The organism is Streptomyces sp. NPDC004284 (assembly GCF_042874035.1).
GTDB lineage: Bacteria > Actinomycetota > Actinomycetes > Streptomycetales > Streptomycetaceae > Streptomyces.
This window is the reverse complement of the sequence record NZ_JBIAMJ010000019.1, coordinates 139,325-159,167: the sequence shown is the minus strand read 5'-3', so window position 1 is coordinate 159,167 and position 19,843 is coordinate 139,325. Positions and strand designations below refer to the sequence as shown.

Annotated in this window: 19 protein-coding genes; 13 read left to right on the top strand and 6 right to left on the bottom strand. The window is 75.4% G+C overall.

What is annotated here, in order from left to right:
• Positions 1-209 precede the first annotated feature (209 nt).
• Together ACFYUS_RS34035 and ACFYUS_RS34030 are read left to right on the top strand one after the other, a co-directional pair.
• Entirely contained in the window at positions 210-941 is a 732-nt protein-coding gene (locus tag ACFYUS_RS34035; RefSeq protein ID WP_388861137.1) for a tRNA-dependent cyclodipeptide synthase, read from the top strand.
• Complete coding sequence (locus tag ACFYUS_RS34030) at positions 941-2,131, top strand: cytochrome P450 (RefSeq protein WP_388861134.1); 1,191 nt, start codon at positions 941-943, stop codon at positions 2,129-2,131. The genes ACFYUS_RS34035 and ACFYUS_RS34030 overlap by 1 nt, the downstream gene beginning before the upstream one ends.
• A 57-nt stretch (positions 2,132-2,188) precedes the next feature.
• On the opposite strand, the gene ACFYUS_RS34025 is transcribed toward ACFYUS_RS34030, so the two are convergent.
• Positions 2,189-2,464, bottom strand: coding sequence for a hypothetical protein (locus ACFYUS_RS34025; RefSeq protein ID WP_388861131.1), 276 nt, complete (start codon positions 2,462-2,464; stop codon positions 2,189-2,191).
• A gap of 161 nt (positions 2,465-2,625) precedes the next feature.
• Here ACFYUS_RS34025 and ACFYUS_RS34020 point away from each other — a divergent pair, with 161 nt between their 5' ends.
• On the top strand, positions 2,626-2,985 hold the full coding sequence (locus tag ACFYUS_RS34020) for an arsenate reductase family protein (protein WP_388861128.1): 360 nt from the start codon (positions 2,626-2,628) through the stop codon (positions 2,983-2,985).
• An 82-nt stretch (positions 2,986-3,067) separates the two neighbouring features.
• Here ACFYUS_RS34020 and ACFYUS_RS34015 read toward each other — a convergent pair whose 3' ends face one another.
• On the bottom strand, positions 3,068-3,922 hold the full coding sequence (locus ACFYUS_RS34015) for an alpha/beta fold hydrolase (RefSeq protein ID WP_388861125.1): 855 nt from the start codon (positions 3,920-3,922) through the stop codon (positions 3,068-3,070).
• Positions 3,923-4,005: 83 nt separating this feature from the next.
• Here ACFYUS_RS34015 and ACFYUS_RS34010 point away from each other — a divergent pair, with 83 nt between their 5' ends.
• Both ACFYUS_RS34010 and ACFYUS_RS34005 read left to right on the top strand, forming a co-directional pair.
• Positions 4,006-4,440 (top strand): MarR family transcriptional regulator, encoded by a 435-nt coding sequence (locus ACFYUS_RS34010; RefSeq protein WP_388861170.1) that lies wholly within the window; start codon positions 4,006-4,008, stop codon positions 4,438-4,440.
• Complete coding sequence (locus tag ACFYUS_RS34005; protein ID WP_388861122.1) at positions 4,437-5,858, top strand: PLP-dependent aminotransferase family protein; 1,422 nt, start codon at positions 4,437-4,439, stop codon at positions 5,856-5,858. The genes ACFYUS_RS34010 and ACFYUS_RS34005 overlap by 4 nt, the downstream gene beginning before the upstream one ends.
• On the opposite strand, the gene ACFYUS_RS34000 is transcribed toward ACFYUS_RS34005, so the two are convergent.
• Positions 5,827-6,330 (bottom strand): GNAT family N-acetyltransferase, encoded by a 504-nt coding sequence (locus ACFYUS_RS34000; protein WP_388861119.1) that lies wholly within the window; start codon positions 6,328-6,330, stop codon positions 5,827-5,829. The two genes, ACFYUS_RS34005 and ACFYUS_RS34000, sit on opposite strands and share 32 nt — an antisense overlap.
• The gene (locus ACFYUS_RS33995; RefSeq protein ID WP_388861116.1) at positions 6,314-7,219 is read right to left on the bottom strand and encodes a Gfo/Idh/MocA family protein; all 906 of its coding nucleotides are present in this window, start codon (positions 7,217-7,219) and stop codon (positions 6,314-6,316) included. Before ACFYUS_RS33995 ends, ACFYUS_RS34000 begins: the two co-directional genes overlap by 17 nt.
• Between ACFYUS_RS33995 and ACFYUS_RS33990 the strand changes: the two genes are divergently transcribed.
• The 5 genes from ACFYUS_RS33990 to ACFYUS_RS33970 all read left to right on the top strand — a co-directional run bounded on the left by ACFYUS_RS33990 (position 7,218) and on the right by ACFYUS_RS33970 (position 13,116).
• Positions 7,218-8,804, top strand: coding sequence for a hypothetical protein (locus tag ACFYUS_RS33990; protein ID WP_388861113.1), 1,587 nt, complete (start codon positions 7,218-7,220; stop codon positions 8,802-8,804). The genes ACFYUS_RS33995 and ACFYUS_RS33990 overlap by 2 nt on opposite strands.
• A complete protein-coding gene (locus ACFYUS_RS33985) occupies positions 8,801-9,952 on the top strand; it encodes a hypothetical protein (RefSeq protein WP_388861110.1) in 1,152 nt (383 codons plus the stop codon). Before ACFYUS_RS33990 ends, ACFYUS_RS33985 begins: the two co-directional genes overlap by 4 nt.
• A 156-nt stretch (positions 9,953-10,108) precedes the next feature.
• Positions 10,109-11,140 carry a glutamine synthetase gene (glnII, locus tag ACFYUS_RS33980; RefSeq protein ID WP_388861107.1) on the top strand — a complete coding sequence of 344 codons (1,032 nt, stop codon included), beginning with the start codon at positions 10,109-10,111 and terminating at the stop codon, positions 11,138-11,140.
• Positions 11,141-11,226: 86 nt separating this feature from the next.
• The gene (locus tag ACFYUS_RS33975; RefSeq protein WP_388861104.1) at positions 11,227-12,147 is read left to right on the top strand and encodes a DUF6891 domain-containing protein; all 921 of its coding nucleotides are present in this window, start codon (positions 11,227-11,229) and stop codon (positions 12,145-12,147) included.
• A gap of 387 nt (positions 12,148-12,534) precedes the next feature.
• On the top strand, positions 12,535-13,116 hold the full coding sequence (locus tag ACFYUS_RS33970; RefSeq protein WP_388861101.1) for a winged helix-turn-helix domain-containing protein: 582 nt from the start codon (positions 12,535-12,537) through the stop codon (positions 13,114-13,116).
• Here ACFYUS_RS33970 and ACFYUS_RS33965 read toward each other — a convergent pair whose 3' ends face one another.
• Together ACFYUS_RS33965 and ACFYUS_RS33960 are read right to left on the bottom strand one after the other, a co-directional pair.
• Complete coding sequence (locus ACFYUS_RS33965) at positions 13,117-14,556, bottom strand: PepSY-associated TM helix domain-containing protein (RefSeq protein WP_388861098.1); 1,440 nt, start codon at positions 14,554-14,556, stop codon at positions 13,117-13,119.
• Between the two features lie 51 nt (positions 14,557-14,607).
• Positions 14,608-15,183, bottom strand: a complete 576-nt coding sequence (locus ACFYUS_RS33960; protein ID WP_388861096.1) for a hypothetical protein — start codon at positions 15,181-15,183, stop codon at positions 14,608-14,610.
• Positions 15,184-15,401: 218 nt separating this feature from the next.
• On the opposite strand from ACFYUS_RS33960, the gene ACFYUS_RS33955 reads away from it, so the two are divergent.
• From ACFYUS_RS33955 to ACFYUS_RS33945, 3 genes are all read left to right on the top strand, one after another.
• The gene (locus ACFYUS_RS33955; RefSeq protein WP_388861093.1) at positions 15,402-16,400 is read left to right on the top strand and encodes an NAD-dependent epimerase/dehydratase family protein; all 999 of its coding nucleotides are present in this window, start codon (positions 15,402-15,404) and stop codon (positions 16,398-16,400) included.
• A 120-nt stretch (positions 16,401-16,520) separates the two neighbouring features.
• A complete protein-coding gene (locus ACFYUS_RS33950; RefSeq protein ID WP_388861090.1) occupies positions 16,521-17,321 on the top strand; it encodes a tyrosine-protein phosphatase in 801 nt (266 codons plus the stop codon).
• 88 nt (positions 17,322-17,409) lie between these two features.
• A complete protein-coding gene (locus ACFYUS_RS33945) occupies positions 17,410-19,779 on the top strand; it encodes a hypothetical protein (protein WP_388861087.1) in 2,370 nt (789 codons plus the stop codon).
• Positions 19,780-19,843 lie beyond the last annotated feature (64 nt).

Here is a 19,843-nt window from a genome sequence, read left to right as displayed (position 1 = left end):
GGCCCGTCGTCCCCCTTCCGAGGGGGCGGCGGGCCTCGCCGCTTTCCGGCCAAGATCACAGGAGGGCGAACAACTGACGAACTCTCGTACGTACCCACGAGTAGAGGGTTCACGCTCCGCGACCGGTCGATAGCGTGTCGTCGTCGCTGCCGCCACACCCGGAGCACAGGGCTCCGCTGGGACTAGCTGGCGCGATGAGGACTGCCTACGTGACTCAGGCGGCTTTCGCCCCTGCCGAGACGCTCCGACTCCAGCCGTACACCGATCACTGCCGCGTCATCGCCGACGAGGGCGCGCACGTGGTCATCGGCGTCTCCCCGGGGAACAGTTACTTCACGGCCCAGCGGCTGCGCGAGCTGACGCGCTGGGGCTTGGAGCATTTCGATCAGGTCGATCTCGTCTACACCGATCTGCATGTCGCCGACATGTACGAGGCGCTGGGGTACGGGGCCGACGAGGCGCGGCGGAAGGCCGTCAAGAACCTGCGGGGGGTGCGGGCGAAGGTCGGGGCGGCCGTGGCGGAGGCCGATCCCGCGGGGGTGCGGGTACGGGCCCGCGGGATGTCGGAGTTCGGGGAGGTCCCGGCGTACCGGGAGCTGCACCGCACGGTGCTCGACGCGGTGGCGGCGGACCCGGTGGTGCGGGAGACCTGCGACGCGCTGACCGGGATCTTCCTGGCCGGGAAGCTGGCGCCGGGGCAGCGGACCGACGAGCGGCAGCGGGAGGTGTGCCGGGCGTACATCTGCGCCGAGGTGCCGCTGTTCCTGGACACGCCCGCGATCCTCGGGGTGCCGTCCTCGCTCAACTGCTACCACCAGGCACTGCCGCTGGCCGACCTGCTGTACGGGCGGGGGTCCGGGCTCCGGGCCTCGCGCAACCAGGGCCACGGCATTCTCACGCCCGTCGAGACCACCGACGAGAACGTCGAAGGAGCCCTGTGATGAGCGTCGCCGTCGAGGCCCTGCCCGCCTTCCCCTTCGACTGGGACGGGACCCGGCTGCCCGCCGAGATCGGCGCGCTGCGCGCCGAGCCGGTGCGGAGGGTCCGCACGATCGCCGGGGCCGGGGCCTGGCTGGTCTCCTCGTACGAGCTGTGCAGACAGGTCCTGGAGGACCCGAGGTTCAGCCTGAAGGACACCTCGGCGCCGGGGGCGCCGCGGCAGTACGCGCTGACGATCCCACCGCACGTGGTGAACAACATGGGCAACATCACCGGGGCCGGGCTGCGCAAGGCCGTGATGAAGGCGATCAACCCGAAGGCGCCCGGCCTGGAGGAGTGGCTGCGGGCGCGGGCCGGGGCCCTGGTGGACGCGCTGGTCGCCGAGGGGGCTCCCGGGGAGCTGCGGGGCGCCTACGCCGATCCGTACTCGGCGGGGCTGCACTGCCGGATGCTGGGCATCCCGGAGGAGGACGGGCCGCGGCTGCTGCGCAGTCTGGACGTGGCCTTCATGAACGCGCCGCGGGAGATCGAGGCGGCCCGGCTGAACTGGGACCGGGACATCGCGTACATGACGGAGCGGCTCGACGATCCGGCGACCGGCGGGCTGATGGCGGAGCTCGCGGCGCTGCGCGAGGATCCCGACTACGCGCATCTGACGGACGAGATGCTGGCGACGGTGGGCGTGACGCTGTTCGGGGCCGGGGTGATCTCCACCGCCGGGTTCCTGACGATGGCGCTGGTGTCGGTGCTGACCCGGCCGGACGTGCGGGAGGCGCTGAACGGCGGTGGCGGCCGGGTCGCGGGGGCGATGGACGAGCTGCTGCGGGTGAACCTGTCGATCGGCGACGGGCTGCCGCGGGTCGCCCTGGAGGACGTGCGGCTCGGCGGGGTCGACGTGCGGGCCGGTGAGCTCGTCCTGGTGCTCGTGGAGGCCGCGAACCACGATCCGGAGCGCTTCCCGGACCCGCTGGCCTTCCGGCCGGACCGGGAGAACGCCGCCGAACACCTCTCCTTCGGCGGCGGGCGGCACTACTGCCCGGCGACGGCGCTCGGCAAGCGGCATGCCGAGATCGCCCTGGAGACGCTCCTCGACCGGCTGCCGGGGCTGCGGCTCGCGGTGCCGGTCGAGCAGCTGGTGTGGCGCACCAACTTCATGAAGCGGCTCCCCGAACGGCTGCCGGTGGCCTGGTAGCGGACGGGATCCGCCGACGGCGCTGTCCGGCCCGGGCCGGGCAGCGCCCCCGCGGTGTCAGCGGCCGTAGCGGATCATGGACCGGACCATACGGCAGGTGGTGTCGGAGGGCGGGTGGATGCCGATCTGCTCGGCCGTCCTGCGTATCGTCGCGTCCGTGGCCTTCGACGGGACGTAGACGCCGGCGTCGAGGAGGGCGATCGCGAGGCGCATGGCCTTCAGGCGGCGGTTGTGGGTCACGTACCACTCGCGGGGGCGGCCCGCGGGGAGCGGCTTCTTCTGGAGCGGCTTCCAGGGTTCGAGGGACGGCGTCCGGATCACGGCGAGAGCCATGGGCTACCTCCTGGCGAACGGTGGGGTGCGGGCCCTCCCCGGGACCCTCACCTTCACCCCCTATTTTAGAGACCCCCACTGACAATCGCCCCTGGCCAGGTGGGGTTTGGGGGGTGGTGGAGGGGGGCTTGGGGGGTACCCGTGCGGGTACCGTGTGGGGCATGGAGATCTGGATCAATCCCGCCTGTTCCAAGTGCCGCAGCGCCCTCACGCTCCTCGACGCGGAGGGCGCCGACTACACCGTGCGGCGGTATCTGGAGGACGTGCCCTCGCCGGAGGAGATCCGCGGCGTCCTCAAGCGGCTCGGGCTCGAACCCTGGGACATCACCCGGACCGGGGAGGACATCGCCGAGGAGCTCGGGGTCAAGGAGTGGCCCCGGGACGAGGACGACCGGGAGCGGTGGATCGAGGCGCTCTCCGCGCACCCCGAGCTGATCCAGCGGCCCATCATCACGGCGGAGGACGGCACGGCGGTCGTCGGCCGGAGCGAGGAGGCCGTGCGGGACGCGCTGTCCCGCTGAGTCGATGTCCCGCCGAGTCGATGTCTCACCGGGCCCCTGACCTGTCGGCTCGTCGGCTCGTCGGACCCCTGTCCCGTCGGCTTCAGGCTGTCAGGAAGCTCGTGATCGCCGACAGTGCCGTGGGGGGCAGGTCCGTCGGGAGGGTGTGGTGGGTCGCTTCCGGCAGGGTTTCCGTCGCGATGCCGGGGACGGTCGCGCGGGCCGTCGCGGTGATCCGGGCCGCGTCGTGGGCGCGGCTCCTCCCCGCCGTGAGCAGCAGTGTGGGGGGTCGCAGGGCGGCCAGTTCGGCGCGGGTGGGGCGGGGGCCGGTGACCGGGCGGGGCCGGGGCAGTTCCGCGGCCAGGGTGTCGAGGCGCCGTACCGCCGGGTCGGCCGCGGACCCGCCGGTCTCCCAGGACAGGAGGGCGTCCATGCGCGCGGCCGTCGGGCGCAGCAGTACGGGCAGGGCGTGCAGGAGGTAGCCGGGGCTGAAGCCGGCGAAGCAGCCGGTCGGGTCGAGGAGGACGAGGCGGTCGGTCCGGTCGGGGGCCGCCAGGGCGTACCGGAGCGCGATCCATCCGCCGTACGAGTGGCCGCAGAGCGACGCCGACGCCAGTCCGAGGCCGTCGAGCAGGGCGTCCAGCCAGGCCGTGAGGTCGGCGGCGGTACGGATCGGGCTGCCGTCCGCCCGGCTGCGGCCCGGTCCGCCGACGAGGTCGACGGCGTGGACCCGGTGCGTCGCGCCGAGTGCGGCGGCCGTCGTGCGCCAGGAGCAGGCGGTGGACCCGCCGCCGGGCAGGAGGAGGACCGGCGGGCCGTCCGGGGGGCCGTGGTGGAGGACGTGGGTGGTGCCGTGGGGCGTGCGGAGTTCCGAGGCGGTGGTGGGGGCGGGCCAGGTGGCGAGGAGCTCTTCGTACGCCGCGGCGTAGGTGCCGGCGGTGGTTCGGGCGTGCGGCATCGCGTCCGTCCTCTCGTTCGGCGATAATCTCGCTCAGCGAGACGTTCAGATCATAGGAGGGTGCGGTGGACTCGTCACCGGAGATGCGGATCTTTCATCTGCTGCGCGAAGTCACCGTCGAATACGGCCTGCGCCAGAACGAGTTCGCCGCCCGCAACGGCATGCACCCGACGGACGTGCGGGCCCTGATCTGCCTCCTCGACGCCGAGCGCGCCGGTACGGACGCCACCGCCGGGTGGCTCGGCGAGCGCCTCGGGCTCAACTCGGCCGGCACGACCGCCGTCGTCGACCGGCTCGAACGGCTCGGACACGTGGCCAGGACGCGCGACGCCCGGGACCGGCGGCGCGTCCTGCTGACCGTCCAGGACCGCGCCAAGGAGCTGGGCCGCGCGCACTTCGGACCGCTGATCGACGGGACGGTCGCCCTGCTCGGCGGCTTCACGGAGACCGAGACCCGGGCGGTGCGCCGGTTCCTGACCGGGGTGCGGGACCTCATGGACGGCGGCGAGGAGCGGTGAGCGGCGCCGGAGGGCTCGGGAACGATCTGCATCTGGAGCTCGGCACCGGCGGCAGCCGGCGGGCCGCGCTCATCCGGGCCCTGCGCGAGGCCGTGCGCGAGGGGCGGCTCGCCCCCGGGACGCGGCTGCCGCCCTACCGGTCGCTCGCCGCCGACCTGGGGATCGCCCGCAACACCGTCGCCGACGCGTACGCCGAACTGGTCGCCGAGGGCTGGCTGGCCTCCCGCCAGGGTTCCGGCACCCGGGTCGCCGAGCGGGTCGCCGCGCCCGCCCCGGGGCCCGTGCGCCCGGCCGCGCCGCCGCCGCTCCCGTACGACCTCGTCCAGGGCAGGCCGGACCCCGGCGCCTTCCCGCGCGGTCCCTGGCTGGCGGCCGCCCGGCGGGCCCTGACCGCCGCGCCGCACGAGGCCTTCGGGAGCCGCGACCCGCACGGCCGGATCGAACTGCGCCGGGCCCTCGCCGAGTACCTCGCCCGGGTCAGGGGCGTGCGCACGGGCCCCGACCGGATCGTGGTCTGCTCCGGCGCCGCCCACGCGCTGCGGCTGCTCGTCCGGGTGCTCGGTACGGAACGCCCCTGGGCCGTCGAGGCGTACGGCCTGCCCTTCCACCGGGGCCTCCTCGACGGGGCGGGCGTCCGCACCGTGCCCGTGGCGGTCGACGGGGACGGGGCCCGCACCGGGGAGATCCCGCCCGGGGCCGGGGCCGTCCTGCTCACGCCCGCCCACCAGTTCCCCACCGGCGGGCCGCTGCACCCCGAGCGCCGGGCCGGCGCCCTGGAGTGGGCGCGGCGCTCCGGCGGGCTCGTCGTGGAGGACGACTACGACGGGGAGTTCCGGTACGACCGCCGGCCCGTGGGCGCCGTCCAGGGCCTCGACCCCGAGCGGACCGTCCTCCTCGGCTCCGTCAGCAAGAGCCTCTCCCCCGCGCTGCGCCTCGGCTGGATGTGCCTCCCGGCGGCGCTCGCGGACGCCGTCGCCGCCGCGAAGGGGGAACGCGAGCCGTACGCCTCGGCCACGGAGCAGCTCACCCTCGCCGACTTCCTCGCCTCCGGCGCGTACGACCGGCACGTCCGGGGCATGCGCCGCCGCCACCGGGAGCGGCGCGACCGGTTGGCCGCCGCGCTCGCCGCACGGGTGCCGGAGGTACGGGTGACGGGCATCGCCGCCGGTCTGCACGCCGTCCTGGAGCTGCCCCCGGGCACGGAGCGGGCGGTGCTCGCCGCGGCCGCCCGGCGCGGGGTCGCCACGGAGGGCCTCGCCTCCTACCGCCACCCGGACGCCCCCGGTCCCGCCCACCCGGACGGCCTGGTCGTCGGCTACGCCACCCCGCCGGAGCGGCTGTACGGGGCCGCCCTGGACTCCCTGTGCGAGGCCCTGTCGGAGGGGCTCAGCGGCCGTCGCGCAGCTTCTTCGTCATGACCAGCTCTTGACCCGCGCGGCCGTCCGGCGCGTACCCGAGGCGCTCGTACAGGGCGATCGCCGGGGCGTTGGCCGCCAGCACGGAGAGCCGGAGCGTCCCCGCTCCCGTGCCGTGCGCCCAGCTCTCGACGGAGGCGATCAGGCGGGCGGCGAGACCGTGGCCCCGGGCCTCCCGCGCGACCCAGACCGACCGCAGTTCGGGCACGGCGTCCGGCGCGAGGAGCCCGGCCGCCATCCCCACGGACCGGGCGTCGCGGACGGCCAGGACGCCGTACGCGGCCGGGTCGTCGAACCGGGTCCGCCACTGCTCCTCACCGCCCCGCTCCCAGTCGGCGAGCCGCGCCCTGAACGCCTCGGGCGAGGTCGTGAGCGAGGCGATCCGGGCCTCGCGCCAGAGCGGCCAGTCGGCGGGGGTGACGGCCCGGACGACCGGCGCGCCGCCGGCCGTGCTGTCGTCAGGCGCGGGCCGCACGCTGCTCCGCCTCCGTCAGGATCTCCGTGAGGCGGAGGCCGAAGCGGGCGTCGCAGGCGTGGGGTTCGCCGGTGCGGGCCGCGGTGACGAGGGCGTCGACGGCCGCCGCGAAGGCGTCCACCGCGCCGTCCCAGCGGGGCATCTCGGCCCGGCCGCCGGTGCCGTACAGCGTGAGGGCCGCCTCCGCCGCCTCCGGGGGCGCGCTCAGGGTGAGCGTGGCCGTGCTGCTCGCGCCCGAGGCGTGGCGCAGCACCAGGTGGCGGGTGTCGTCGGGGCCCGGCGCGGCGGTGATCCCGGTGACGTCGCCGAGGACCGGGAGGTAGACGGAGAGGACGTGCGGGCCGACGTCCCACAGGCCGCCCTTCTCCCGCCGCCAGGGCGAGGCCGCGTACGCGCTGGCGGAGCCGGGGCCGTAGAGCGAGCCCAGCCAGTGGGCCTCGCCGAGGAACCAGCCGCCGGCCGCCGCCTGTTCGTCGATCCAGCGGGCCGTCGGCTCCGCGAACCGCAGGGTGCAGAAGACGACCGAGGCGACCCCGGCCGCCTCGACGGCCTCGGTGACCTCGCGGGCGAGCGCCACCGTGGTGGCGACCGGCTTGTCGAGCAGGACGTGGCAGCCCGCGGCCGCGGCGCGGACGGCGAAGGGGGCCTGGACGTCGGGCGGGAGGGCCAGGGCGACGGCGTCGCTCGCGGCGAAGAGGGCGTCCACGTCCTCGTACGCGCGCGTGCCGGACGCGGCGGCGAGCTCGGCGGCCGCCTCGGGGCGTCTGCCCCACACCCCGCTGAACTCGACGCCCGGATGCCCGGCGAGCGCGGGCGCGTGCGTGCGGGCGGCCCAGGGGCCGGTGCCGAGGAGTCCGATACGGGGCTTCTCACCGAGGTTCTTCGCCATGCCCCCAGTCTGCCGGGCGCCACCGACAGGCACCGCTCCCTCCCGTAAACCGCTGGCGGTCCTCCCCCGGCCCGGTGCTAGCGTTCCCGCGCCGGCCGCGGGACTCCGGTGCGACTTCCGGAACCTGCCTCTGAAGCAACGTCTTCGCTGTTCGCGCCCCCATTCCCCGGCCGGCACCCACGTCCAGGAAGGGGAGAGCGCCGTGTCCGAGCTCGTCGCCGCCGAGGACGTGCTCCTCTTCGTCAACGCCGCCGTGACCGCCACCGGTCAGCGGGAGTTCCGCTCCTCCGCCGCCGAGCAGCGCTTCTCGCTCGCCTTCCTCCACGAGTACGTACGGGTCAACTACCGGCCCGTGTACGCCGCGGCCCTCGCGCTCGACATCAACGACCACAACGCCGCGCTCGTCATCGAGCACCTGCTCCGCACCCCGAGGGAGGCGGAGCCGGGCGAGGGCCGGCTGATCGCCGCGCGCCTCGCGCTGCTGCCGCCGCAGCGGGTCTACCGGCTCTTCGGCGCGCTGCGCGCCGCCGGGGTCAACAACCGCCGCACGCGCGCGATCGTGCGCGCGTGGCTCGCGGCCCGCCCCGATCCGGCGCTCGACGCGGTGAAGTACCGGACCGGGTTCAAGACCGCCCTCCGGCACGTCCACGGGCGGCTGCCCGAGGCCGAGACCGGTGACTTCCTCTTCGCGCCGGGCCGCCGGGTCCGGTACGAGAACGCCACGCTCGACGCGCACCGCAGGGCCCCCTACGAGCAGGGCGCGCTGTACGAGCTGCCGTTCACGGTCGCGGAGGGCTTCGCCGCGAAGCACGGGATACCCCGGGACGTGTTCCTGGAACGGATCGCGCCGCGGATGACGCGGCTCGAACGGCTGCGTACGGACCGGGCCGCCGACCTGTCGGTCATGCCGCTCACCCGGCTCGCCCTGTACGTCCTGGCGCTCCCGTTCGCCGAGCGGGTGGAGCGGCGGGCCGAGCTGACGGCCGCGCTGCGCGCGGCGGCCCGGCGCGCGGCGGGGCCGTACGCCGGGAGCTGGGGGCGGGTGGCGGCCGTGCTCGACGACAGCTTCTCCTCCTCCGGTTCGGCGGTGAAGCGGCGCCGTCCGCTGGCCGTGGCCCTCGGCTGCCACTTCCTCCTGGAGGCCCTCGCGTCCCCGGGGGCGTACGCCCCGCTGTGGACCTCGGGCCGGGACGATCCCCTGCTCGTCCACCCCTACGGGCCGACCCCGCTCGGCCTGCGGGTCCTGGACGCCCTGGAGACCGGTCCGGAGCGGCTGGTGATCGTCTCCGACGGCTGGGACAACGCCCCGCCGGGGCTCGCGGGCGAGGTGCTGCGGGTGTGGCGGACGCGGCTCGATCCGGAGCGGCGGACGAGCGTGGTGCACCTGAACCCCGTATACGACGCGGAGGGCTTCGACGTGCGCCGGCTGGCGCCGAGCGTGCCGGTGGCGGGGATCAGGGACGCGGAGGATCTGGCGGCCCTGGTGGAGGTCGCGCAGTTCGCGGAGGGGCGGACGGGGTTCGCGGAGCTGCGGGCCTATCTGGACCGTCGGGTGGAGCTTTTCCTGAAGGGGGCGGAGGGGTGACCCGGATCGATCTCGGCGGGCTCCGCGTGCGGCCCGCGCAGGTGTGGGGCGGGGTGCGGATCGTGCCGCTCGTGCGGGACGAGCCGGTGCCGGGGCTGCGGCTGGGCCGGGAGGTGTACGAGGGCCGGGGTACGGCCTCCGTCGCACTCGGCGACCGCACCGCGTACACCTCGTACATCCCGCACGGCTTCGTCGCCGACTGGACGGGGACGGGCGCGGAGGCCGCCGCGTACGGGACCCGGCTCGGGGGCGAAGGGGCTCCGGCGGCCGTTCCCGTGCGCCGGATCCACCGCCTGGCCAAGCGCCGGCAGGGCGAGCGGCGGCTGCGGTTCCTGCCCCTGCACCTCGCCCTGGAGGGGTACCTCGCGCTGCACTTCGGCGGGCCGTCCGTGGTCTGGGACGACTGGTCCCGGGAGGCGCTGCGGCGCGGGCTCTCGCCGCGGGTGGAGGCGGCGTACGCGGGGTGGGCGGTGCCCGGGCTCGGGGAGGCGCTGCGGGTGTTCGAGCTGCATCCGGGGCAGTGCGGGCTGCTCCTGTACGTGGCCGACGCGCTGGCCGCGGCCTTCGTGGTGCCGCATCCGGACGACTACCGGCTTCTGCATCCGACGCTGGTGGAGGACCTGTACGGGGAGCTGGTCCACCAGTACGCGCACTACGGCGCCCCCGTGCCCGAGTTCACGGCGCGGATCCGGGACGGCGCCGGCGGCGTCCGGAACCTCGCGGATCTCCGGGCGGCGGCCCTGGAGCAGGAGCGGGCCTGGGCCGCGGCCCACGACGGGCTGATGGCGCGGGACCTCCTGGAGACCTCGTACTCCTTCGAGCGGGTCCGGCGGATGGGGTCGTTCGGTCTGTACCGGTTCCTGCCGCCGTTCGAGCGGGGCGGGCGGGAGCAGCACATCGGGGAGGTGATCACCGACCGGAAGGGGCGGGCGGCGTACCTGAAGACCTTCCGGCTCTCCGAGAACCAGATCCGGAAGGGATACCTCCTGAACCGGCTCGCGGACTGCGACTGGCACCTCGAACGGACGGCGGAGGCGCTCGGCACCTCGTACGCCGAGATGGTGCGGCGGGTGCGGTCGGCGGGGCTCGGGGCGCTGCTCGACGCGCACGTCGTCGCACGGCGGATGCGGGTTCACTCGGACGGCTGAGTAACACGGGGTTCACAAACGGGCAACCGACGGGAAATCCCAGGTTGCGAAGCTGCGGTCGAACAAACACCGCGCAGACGGCGCGGTGACCGCAGCTTCTCGCAGTGCCGCGAGCCGCGGCGGACCCCCGCAGCAGCACGCCAAAGGATGAGACCCGTGACCTTCAAGGCTGAGTACATCTGGATCGACGGCACCGAGCCGACCGCGAAGCTTCGCTCCAAGACGAAGATCATCGCTGGTGAGGGCCTCGCCCTCGACGAGCTCCCGCTCTGGGGCTTCGACGGTTCCAGCACGAACCAGGCCAAGGGTCACGCCTCGGACCGCGTCCTCAAGCCGGTCTTCGTCTGCCCGGACCCGATCCGCGGCGGCAACGACGTCCTGGTGCTCTGCGAGGTCCTCAACACGGACATGACGCCGCACGAGTCCAACACGCGCGCCGCCCTGGCCGAGGTCGCCGGCCGGTACGCCGCTCAGGAGTCGATCTTCGGCATCGAGCAGGAGTACACCTTCTTCGACGGCACCCGCCCGCTCGGCTTCCCCGTCAACGGCTTCCCGGCCCCGCAGGGCGGCTACTACTGCGGCGTCGGCATCGACGAGATCCACGGCCGTCCGATCGTCGAGGCGCACCTGGAGAACTGCCTGAAGGCCGGTCTCGGCATCTCCGGCATCAACGCCGAGGTCATGCCCGGCCAGTGGGAGTTCCAGGTCGGCCCGCTGGCCCCGCTCGAGGTCTCGGACCAGCTGTGGGTGGCCCGCTGGCTGCTCTACCGCACGGCCGAGGACTTCAACGTCTCCGCGACCCTCGACCCGAAGCCGGTCAAGGGCGACTGGAACGGCGCCGGCGCGCACACCAACTTCTCCACGAAGGCGATGCGCGAGGGCTACGACGCGATCATCACCGCCTGCGAGTCGCTCGGCGAGGGCTCCAAGCCGCTCGACCACGTCAAGAACTACGGCGCCGGCATCGACGAGCGCCTGACGGGCCTGCACGAGACCGCCCCGTGGGACGAGTACTCCTACGGCGTCTCGGACCGCGGCGCCTCGGTCCGCATCCCGTGGCAGGTCGAGCAGGACCAGAAGGGCTACATCGAGGACCGCCGCCCGAACGCGAACGTCGACCCGTACGTGGTGACCCGCCTCATCGTGGACACCTGCTGCGAGGCCCTGGAGAAGGCCGGCCAGGTCTGATCCGCACCGCTTCATGAGGGGCGCCCGCCGTTTCGTACGGCGGGCGCCCCTCCGGCGTTGTCGGTGGCCTTTGCGACGATGGGGCCATGCTCGACATCACGGTGCAGACCGAGAACGGGGAGAAGCACGTCCGGCCGTCCGAGGAGGACCTGACCGGGCTCGTGCGGCGCATCGGCGCGGAGGGGGACCGCTTCCTGGTCCTCCAGCGGACACCGGACCTGCCCGACGTCTTCGCGCAGGTGTGGCACGCCGACGGCGAGCACTTCCAGCTGGAGCACCGGGCCGGCGCTCCCGAACGGCACTTCGAGGCGCGGCTCGACACGACGGAGCGGGTCGCCGAGGTCCTGGCGGCCTGGGCGCGCGGGGCGGCCGGCCGGGACGCCGGGGTGAGCTGGACGAACATGGGCTTCCCGCCTGCGCCGGCCGTCCCCGAACTCCCCGCGGTGATACGGCGGGAGATCGAGGGCCGGGTGCGCTCGATGCTCCTCTGCGGCTACGACGACCGGGCGCGGCTGACCCGGGCCGCCCAGGAGGACGTGTTCTCCCCGGACGAGCACCCGGTGTCCCGTGAGCAGGCCGCGGCGCTGGTGGACCGGCTGTGGCGGGAGCGGGTCGAGGAGACGGCGGGCTGGGAGGGCACGACCGACCCGGAGCGGATCACCGCCGCCTTCGCCGCGCTGGACGCGTCCGGCATCCTCGCCCGCGAGCACTTCACGTGCTGCCGGACCTGCGGCACGACGGAGATCGGCGCGGAGGACGGGGCGGACCGGGCGCGCGGGTTCGTGTTCTTCCACACCCAGTGCACCGAGAGCGCGGCGGCCGGCGGGCCGCTGCATCTGCTGTACGGCCGGTTCGACGACTCGGCGGAGACGGCGACGGCCGCGGCGGTCGGCGAGGAGGTGGCCGCGGCGCTGCGCGGGCAGGGGCTGAGCGTGCGGTGGGACGGGGACCCGGGGCAGGCGATCCTGGTCACGGGGCTGGACTGGCGGAGGCGGCTGATCGGTTGAGGCAGGTGGCCGGTCGAGGCAGGTGGCCGGTCGGGGCGGCCGCCCTGCCGAGGGCGGCCGGCGGCGGCGTGACCGGCGGATCGGCGGCTCGTTTCCGGACGTTCGGGCGGGATGTGACGTGACAGGGGGTGCTCAGCCTGTTTCCCTCCTGGTTTAATAGGGATATGGCCAGCATGCAGAACGACACCGCGACGGGTCGCCACGACCTCGAGCCGTTCTGGCCTTCCCGGCAGCACCACGACTTCGACCGGTGCTGTCGACGCGTGAGGAACGCGTCGGCCCTCTAACGCCCCGATCGGTACACGGTCCGATCCCGGCCTTCGGCCGCACGCGCACGACGTACGAGACACCTCCGTCCGTTTCCCCGCGCGAAAGAGCTGACCTGCCATGGCCCACACCCAGAGCGCCCACTTCCCGAGCGTCCACGCCCAGAGCGCTTCCCTCACGGCCGTCCGCCCCGGCCGGCACCGACTGCGTGCCGTCGATCCGAACGAGGTCGTCGACCTCTCCCAGGTGGCGGACTTCCTGCCGCCGGGCGCCACCCTGCTGCCGGCGCCGCAGCACGCGCTGCCGACGCTGCCGGGGCGTCCGCCGATGGTCGGGTACCTCGTCCTCGTCCCGGCCGACCAGCAGCCGCACCTGCCCGCGGCCCCCGCCCCCGCACCGGCCCCCGTCGCGGCGGAGGAGCAGGGGCCGGTGAGCATCGACGACGTCCAGCGGATCGCCCTCGTCGACGGGCGGGCGCTGGACCTGACGTACCTCGAATTCGAGCTGCTCGCCCACCTGGTGGCGCACCCTCACCGGGTGCACACCCGCGACCAGTTGGTCACGACGGTGTGGGGGTACGGGCACGTGGGCGACGGCCGGACGGTCGACGTGCACGTGGCCCGGCTGCGCCGCAAGCTGGGCGCCGAGCACCGCCACACGATCCAGACCGTGCGGCGGGTCGGCTACAAGTACACGCCCTGATCAGGCCGTTCGGCCGGACCTCACCCTGGCGATCAACGCCAGGCTGAGGTCCGCCGCCAGGAACAGCAGCAGGCTCAGACCGAGCAGCGGGACGAACCAGGCGACGGCCGCCGTCGCCGCCAGAAGCGGCAGGAGCAGCGTCACCGGGACCTTCCGCCAGGCCCCGCGCGCCACCGGCCGGCCCGGGCGGCGCAGCCACCACATGCGGTAGCCCCAGAGGATCAGCAGGATCAGGGCGAGTGCGAGGGCGGCGAGGGCCAGCTGGTTGAACAGGCCCAGGAAGACGCCGGTGTGGGCGTCGATGCCCGTCCGGGTGAGCTTCGCGAGCAGCGGGTAGTCGCCGAAGCGCAGGCGGTCGAGGACCGTGCCGTCGGCCGGGTTCAGCGCCACCGAGTCCAGCTGGACCGGGAACTGCGTGTCGGTCTCCTTGACCACGTACCCCTTGCCCTCGGCGGGCAGGACGACCGAGACCCGCGGGCTGTCGATGCCCGCCGCGCGGGCCGCTTCCAGGGCCTTGTCGAGGCCGATGTCCGCGCCCTTGGGGGCCGTACCGCCCTGGTGGTGGCCGCCGTGGCCCTCGTGCTCCGACGACGGGGCCGCCCCCGCCGACAGGGTGGGGGTGGCGCCGCCGAGGGCGTCCTGGACGGTGCCGATGTTCTCGCCCGCGTACCGCGACCAGGTCAGACCGGTCGCGGAGAGCAGGACCAGGCCGAGCGCCGCCCACAGGCCGACCGAGCCGTGCCAGGAGAGCGTGCGGCGACGGGACTTCGGGCCCCGCTCCGGCAGGACGAGGGCGCGGCGGTTCTTCCGGCGGCGGCCCGCCCAGAGCAGCACGCCGCCGAGCGTGATCACCCACAGCCAGCTCGCGGCGAGTTCGCTGTAGTTGCGGCCGAGGTCACCCAGGTGCAGATCGCGGTGGAGGCCGTCGATCCAGGTCCGCAGCGGGAGGGCGCCGGAGCTGCCGTAGCTGGGCAGCTGTCCGCGCACGTCACCGGTGTACGGGTCGACGAAGACGGCCGTCGAGGCGTCCTCGGGGACGTCGGGGTCGGCCATCAGGACCCGGGTGGTCGCGCCGGGTTCGGCGCCGGGCCAGACGGCGGTGACGGTGCCGTTCGGGTTGACCTTGCGGGCGATGTCCACCTGCCGGGAGAGCGGCAGGGTGCTGTCGCCGACGGGGACCTCCAGCTCGTGCGCGTACACGATCTTCTCCGCCTGGAAGGAGAGCGCGTAGAGCAGGCCGCTGACGGCGGCCACGAGGAGGAACGGGGCGACGAGGACGCCCGCGTAGAAGTGGAGGCGCAGGACGAGGGGGCGCAGGGCGCTCCAGGTGCCGGGCCGGGGCTTCGTCGGAGACGGCGCTTCGGAGTCGGGGATTTCGGGGGTTTCCGGATTTCTCGGCGTTTCCGGAGTTTCCGGGCGCGCGAGATCGTCGATCGTCATGACGGACTGTCCTTGGAGTCGGTGTGTCGACAGGGGGAAGCGGCCCCCGGGTCAGACGTGTGCTCCGAGGGCCGTGGCGCGGGGTACGGACAGCCGGGGCGGGCCGCGCCGGGAGAGGGTGTGCGCGAGGACGACGGTGTGCGGGCGGCGGGCGTTCCGCCGCGCCCGGCGGACCGGGCGGCGCGGGGTCCCGGCGACGGGGACGAGGGCGCGGAGCAGGCGGAGCGGGGTGAAGGCGTACGCGAGGGCGGCGCGGGCGAGCGTGAAGAACGCGGCCTCGCCGCGCGCGAGCCAGAGGCCGCAGAGGAGCGCGGCGAGGAGGTGGACGGCGAGCATCCCGGCGCCGGAGCCGGAACTCATGGGGGTGGGGGCGGCCATGGTCATGCTGTCCATGGCGTCCATGCCGGGCATACCCGCCATGCTCTCCATGCCGGGCATTCCGGAGTGCGGCTCCCGCGCGTGCCCGCCCGTCGCCGAGAAGAGCAGGTGCAGCGCGCCCTGGAGGAGCAGCATGGCCCCCGCGATCGCGGGCGCGCCCCGGCGTCGTCCGGCCGCGGCCCAGGCGAGGGCCGCGGTGGCGGCGAAGGCGCCGAGCAGTGCGGTCGCCGGAAGCCGGTGCGCAGACATGGACGAATGCCCCACTGCGGCCAAAGTCACGCACACGACCGCGAAAAGTGCGGCTCGCAGGGCGCGCAGGGGCGACCGGGCATCCGTCATCGGCACCATCGTTCCATCCCGGCCGGTTGGCCGGACAGGGCCCCTCTCGATTCCGTTCCTCCCCTGGCGGAATCCTCCGGGAGCGGAACCCCCTGGCCCCGGCCCTTCCCGCCGGGCAGGCTCGGATCATGAAACTGCTGATGCTCGGAGGTACGGAGTTCGTCGGCCGCGCGATCGTCGAGGCCGCGCTCGAACGGGGCTGGGAGGTGACGGTCTTCCACCGGGGCCGCCACGAGGTCCCGGCGGGAGCCGCGTCGCTGCTCGGGGACCGCACCGCCCCCGACGGTCTCGCCGCGCTCGCGACCGGTTCGTGGGACGCCGTCGTGGACACCTGGTCGGCCGCGCCCTCGGCGGTCCGGGACGCGGCGCGGCTGCTGGCGGACCGGGTCGGGCGGTACGTGTACGTGTCGAGCCGCTCCGTGTACGCCTGGCCGCCCGCCGCCGGGCTCGGGGAGGACGGACCGCTGGTGGAGGGCTCCCCCGACGACGGGGACGTGCCCTACGCGGAGGCCAAGCGGGGCGGCGAACTGGCCGTCACCGACGCCTTCGGGGCCGACCGGACGCTGCTCGTGCGCGCGGGCCTGATCCTCGGCCCGTACGAGAACGTGGGCCGGCTCCCCTGGTGGCTGGGCCGGATCGCGCGCGGCGGGCCCGTCCTGGCGCCCGGGCCGCGCGAGCTGCCGCTCCAGTACATCGACGCCCGCGACCTCGCCGCGTGGACGCTGGACGCGACGGCGGCCGGGCTCTCGGGGCCGTACAACCTCGTCTCGCCGCCCGGGCACACCACGATGGGCGAGCTGCTCGACGCCTGCGCGCGGGCGACCGGCTCCGACGCCGAACTGCGCTGGACCGAGCCGGAGGCGCTCCTCGCCGCCGGGGCCGCGCCCTGGACGGAGCTGCCCGTGTGGCTGCCGCCGGGCGAGATGTACGACGCCATGCACACCGCCGACGTCTCCCGCGCGCTCGCGGCCGGGCTGCGCTGCCGTCCGGCGGAGGAGACGGTCGCGGACACCTGGGCGTGGCTGGAGTCCCTGGGCGGGGTCGCCCCCCAGCGCCCGGACCGCGCGACCGTCGGCCTCAGCCCGGAGCGGGAGGCGGAGGTCCTGGAGGCGCTCGCGAAGGGGTGAGGGGACGGGCCCTTCGCGGCCCGTCGCGGGCGCGGGCGCGCACCGGGGTGAACCTGCCCGGACCGGGGCGATCCACTACGGTCGACAGGAAGCCGTACGAATCGGAGGAGTCGACGCCACATGCCCGCCATCCCCGCCACCTCCGTCGCCAACCTCCGTGATCTCGGCGGCCTGCCGCTGGCTGACGGGCGCTCCGTCCGGTCCGGTCTCGTCTTCCGGTCCGCGCAGCTCGACCGGCTCGACCCCGCCGAGCCCGCCGTGGCCGGCCTGGGCATCCGTACCGTCATCGACTTCCGGACCGGGACCGAGCGCGCCGACCGGCCCGACCGGCTGCCGACCGGGGCCCGGCTGCTCGTCGCGGACGTCCTCGCCGACTACCTGGCGGGCAGCGGACTGCCGCCGGCCGCCCGCCTGAAGGTCCTGCTCTCCGATCCGGCGCTCGCCGAGGAGCACCTCGGCGGGGGCCGGGTCCGGGCGGCCTTCGCCCGGACCTACCGGACCTTCGTCTCCGGCGACTCCGCCCGCGCCTCCTACCGCGCCCTGCTCGGCGAGTTGGGCACGCCGGGCGCGGGACCGCTGCTCTTCCACTGCTCGGCGGGCAAGGACCGCACGGGCTGGGCGGCGACGGTCGTCCTGTCGCTGCTCGGCGCGGACGAGGAGACGGTCCGGGCCGAGTACCTGGCGGTCAACCCGGCGGTACGGCTGGCGTTCGCCCCGATGATCGAGGGCTTCACGGCCCAGGGCGGCGACCCCGAGCTCGCGCTCGAACTGATCGGGGTCCTGCCGGAGTACCTGGACGCGGCGCTCGACGAGGTGGCGGTCCGGCACGGGTCGATGGAGAAGTACGTACGGGAAGGGCTCGGCGTCCCGGACGAGGTGACGGCGCTGATCCGCGAGCGGCTGACGGTCTCGGCGGCCTGAGCCCCGGGCGGCGGCCGGTCTCGGCGGCCTGCTGAGCCCCGGGCGGCGGCCGGGGTGACCATCGGAAGAATCGCTCGTTCTGCTGAACGTGAGCACCCAGGATCTCGTTCCCTCGCCCGTGGGCCCCGTCGACGTCGAGCAGGCCGAGGCCGCGCTCGTCGAGCGGTATCCGCGGCTCGTCCGCATCGCCTATCTCGTGCTGCCGCCCGGGCTCGGCCGCAACCGCCGGGTGCTGACCGCGCACGCCCTCGTCCAGCGGTCGCTGCCGCGCCGCCGGGTCCCGGGCCCCGCCGTCCCCGGGCCGCGCCGGGCCGAGGACGCGGTGGATCCCGGCTACGCCTACGTCCGGGGCGAGGTGCTGCGACAGGCCCTGATCGCCGGGCTGCCGCTCCGGCGCCTCGCCCTGCCGCGCCGGGCCCAGCTCCCTCCGCTGCTGCCGCACGTATGGGGGCTCCGCCTCTTCCCCCGCGTCGGCGGCGCCGACGAACTCGCCCTGGACCAACGCCTCTCCCGGCTCTCCGGCCCCGGCCGCGCCGCATACGTGCTCCGCGGCCTGGAACGCCAGGGCGACCCGGAGGTCCTGCGCGTCCTGGCCGCGGCCGGCGTCGAGGACCCCTCGGCGGCCCTGGCGGAGGCGGACGCGCTGGACGCCCCCGCCGCCGCGGAAACCGGCCACCCCGCCGAGCCCGCCGCCGCGGGGGCCGCCCCCGGAACGGAACCCTGGGGGGACGGCCCGGCCAGGGTCGGCGAGCAGGGCGGCCCCGGCCGGGCCGGGGGCGTCGACGGCGCCCCTCGCCGGTCCGGCGGCGCCGACGCTCCCGCCGGCCGCGCGAGCGGCGCCGGGCGGACCGGCGCCCCGGCGGCCCGCGACCAGGACGACCGGTCCTACCGGGTCGGCGAACAGGCCGGTCCCGGCAGGACCGACGGCCGTTCGGGCAGCGGCGCCGCGGGCCGGGACGGACGCGTGTACGACGCCGGCGAAGCCGCCGGTTCGGCCGCTCACGACGGCACCTCCGGGCCCGGCCGCACCGGACGGGCCGGAGGACCCGGGGGCGCCGCCCGGGGGCCCGGCCCCGCCGCCGGGGCTCCCGTCCTCCCCCGCCGCCTCAGTGGTGCGGCCCTGCTCGAATCCGACGAGTTCGATCCGTGTGCGCTACAGGCGCGGCCGACCGATCTGATGCGGCGGCGGCAGCACGCGCGGGCCGCGTTCGTCGCCGTCGTGGCGCTCGTGGTGTGCGGGACGTTGCTCGGGCTGCCGGGGGACGGGTGGGGCAGAAACGGTGCTGCCGCGCCTTCGTACGCCCGTAACCCCGCCGCCGAGGCGGCCCTCGATCCCGGTGCGGTCAAGCGGGTGGAGCCGGTGGTGTGGCCGGGGGCGACGCGGCGGGACTTCTCCGTGTGGCCGGCGCGCGGGGGGCTGACCGGGGACGGCGGGCTGTTGCGGCGGGCGCTCGCCGTGTGGGCGCGGCCGGGCGCTTCCGTACGGACGTCGGCGACGCCGGGGACGCCCGTCGGGCCGCCGATGGGGCCGCCGCAGCTGTTGTTCGCGGGCCGGGTCGACGCGATGCGGGTGGTGCTCTTCCACGACGGGCTGCGGGCCGTGCGGTACGCGGAGCCGGTCGAGGGGACGGCGGGGGCCGCGCTGGACTTCGCGCGGACGGACGCGGCCGACGCGGTCGGGGCGGAGGCGCTGGTCGTCTCCCGCGCCTCCGGCAACGTCCGCTATCTGACGGCCCCTTGGGTGCGGGAGGCGGCCGTACGGGACCTCCTCAGGCCCGCGAAGGACCCGTGGCCGCTGGCGCGGGACGCCGACGGGGTGACCGAGCCCCTGCCGAGCCCCGCGCAGGCCGGCGCCTGCTCCCACTGGAACACGCTCCAGGTGCGGGACGGCGAGGGGGTGCGGCTCCTCACCGACCTGGGCGAACTGGCGCCCGCCCGGCTGCTGTGGGGGCCGCCCGTCGCCCCCGTGGACGCGACGGGCCCGGAGGCCCGGGAGGCGTGGGCGCGGACGGCCTGCGGGCTGACGGCCGTACGGGCGCACGGGGTGCGGTCGGTGAACGCCTGGCGGTTCGCCCGGCAGCCGCTGCCGGAGGGCGCCGGGCACGGCACCTGGGTGTGCACGCGCGCGGAGACCTGGCGGGGCACGGGCAGCCGGGTCCTCGCCCAGTTCCTGGTCCCGTCGCCCCGGGTCCCGGCCGCGCTCGCGGCCCGCTCCGAGGGCTCGCCGGCCTGCGGGGTGCGGGATCCCCGGGTCCTCGCGGGCGTGCTGTGGCAGGCGCCGGGCGGCGACTGGTTCGTCCTGGCGGCGGGCAGCCCGGACTTCACCGCCCTGGAGGTCTCCGGCGGGGTGAAGGGCCGCTCCGACGGGCCGCTCCTCGCGGTGAGGGCGACGGCGGGCGCGCGGGCGGACCTGGACGGGACCCTGCGGGGCGGGGCCCGGGTCGGCGCCCTCCGCTGAGCCGGTTCCCGCAGCCGACAGCCCTCGCCGGTCCCGGAAAAAGACGCCGCAAGGGCCTGTTGCC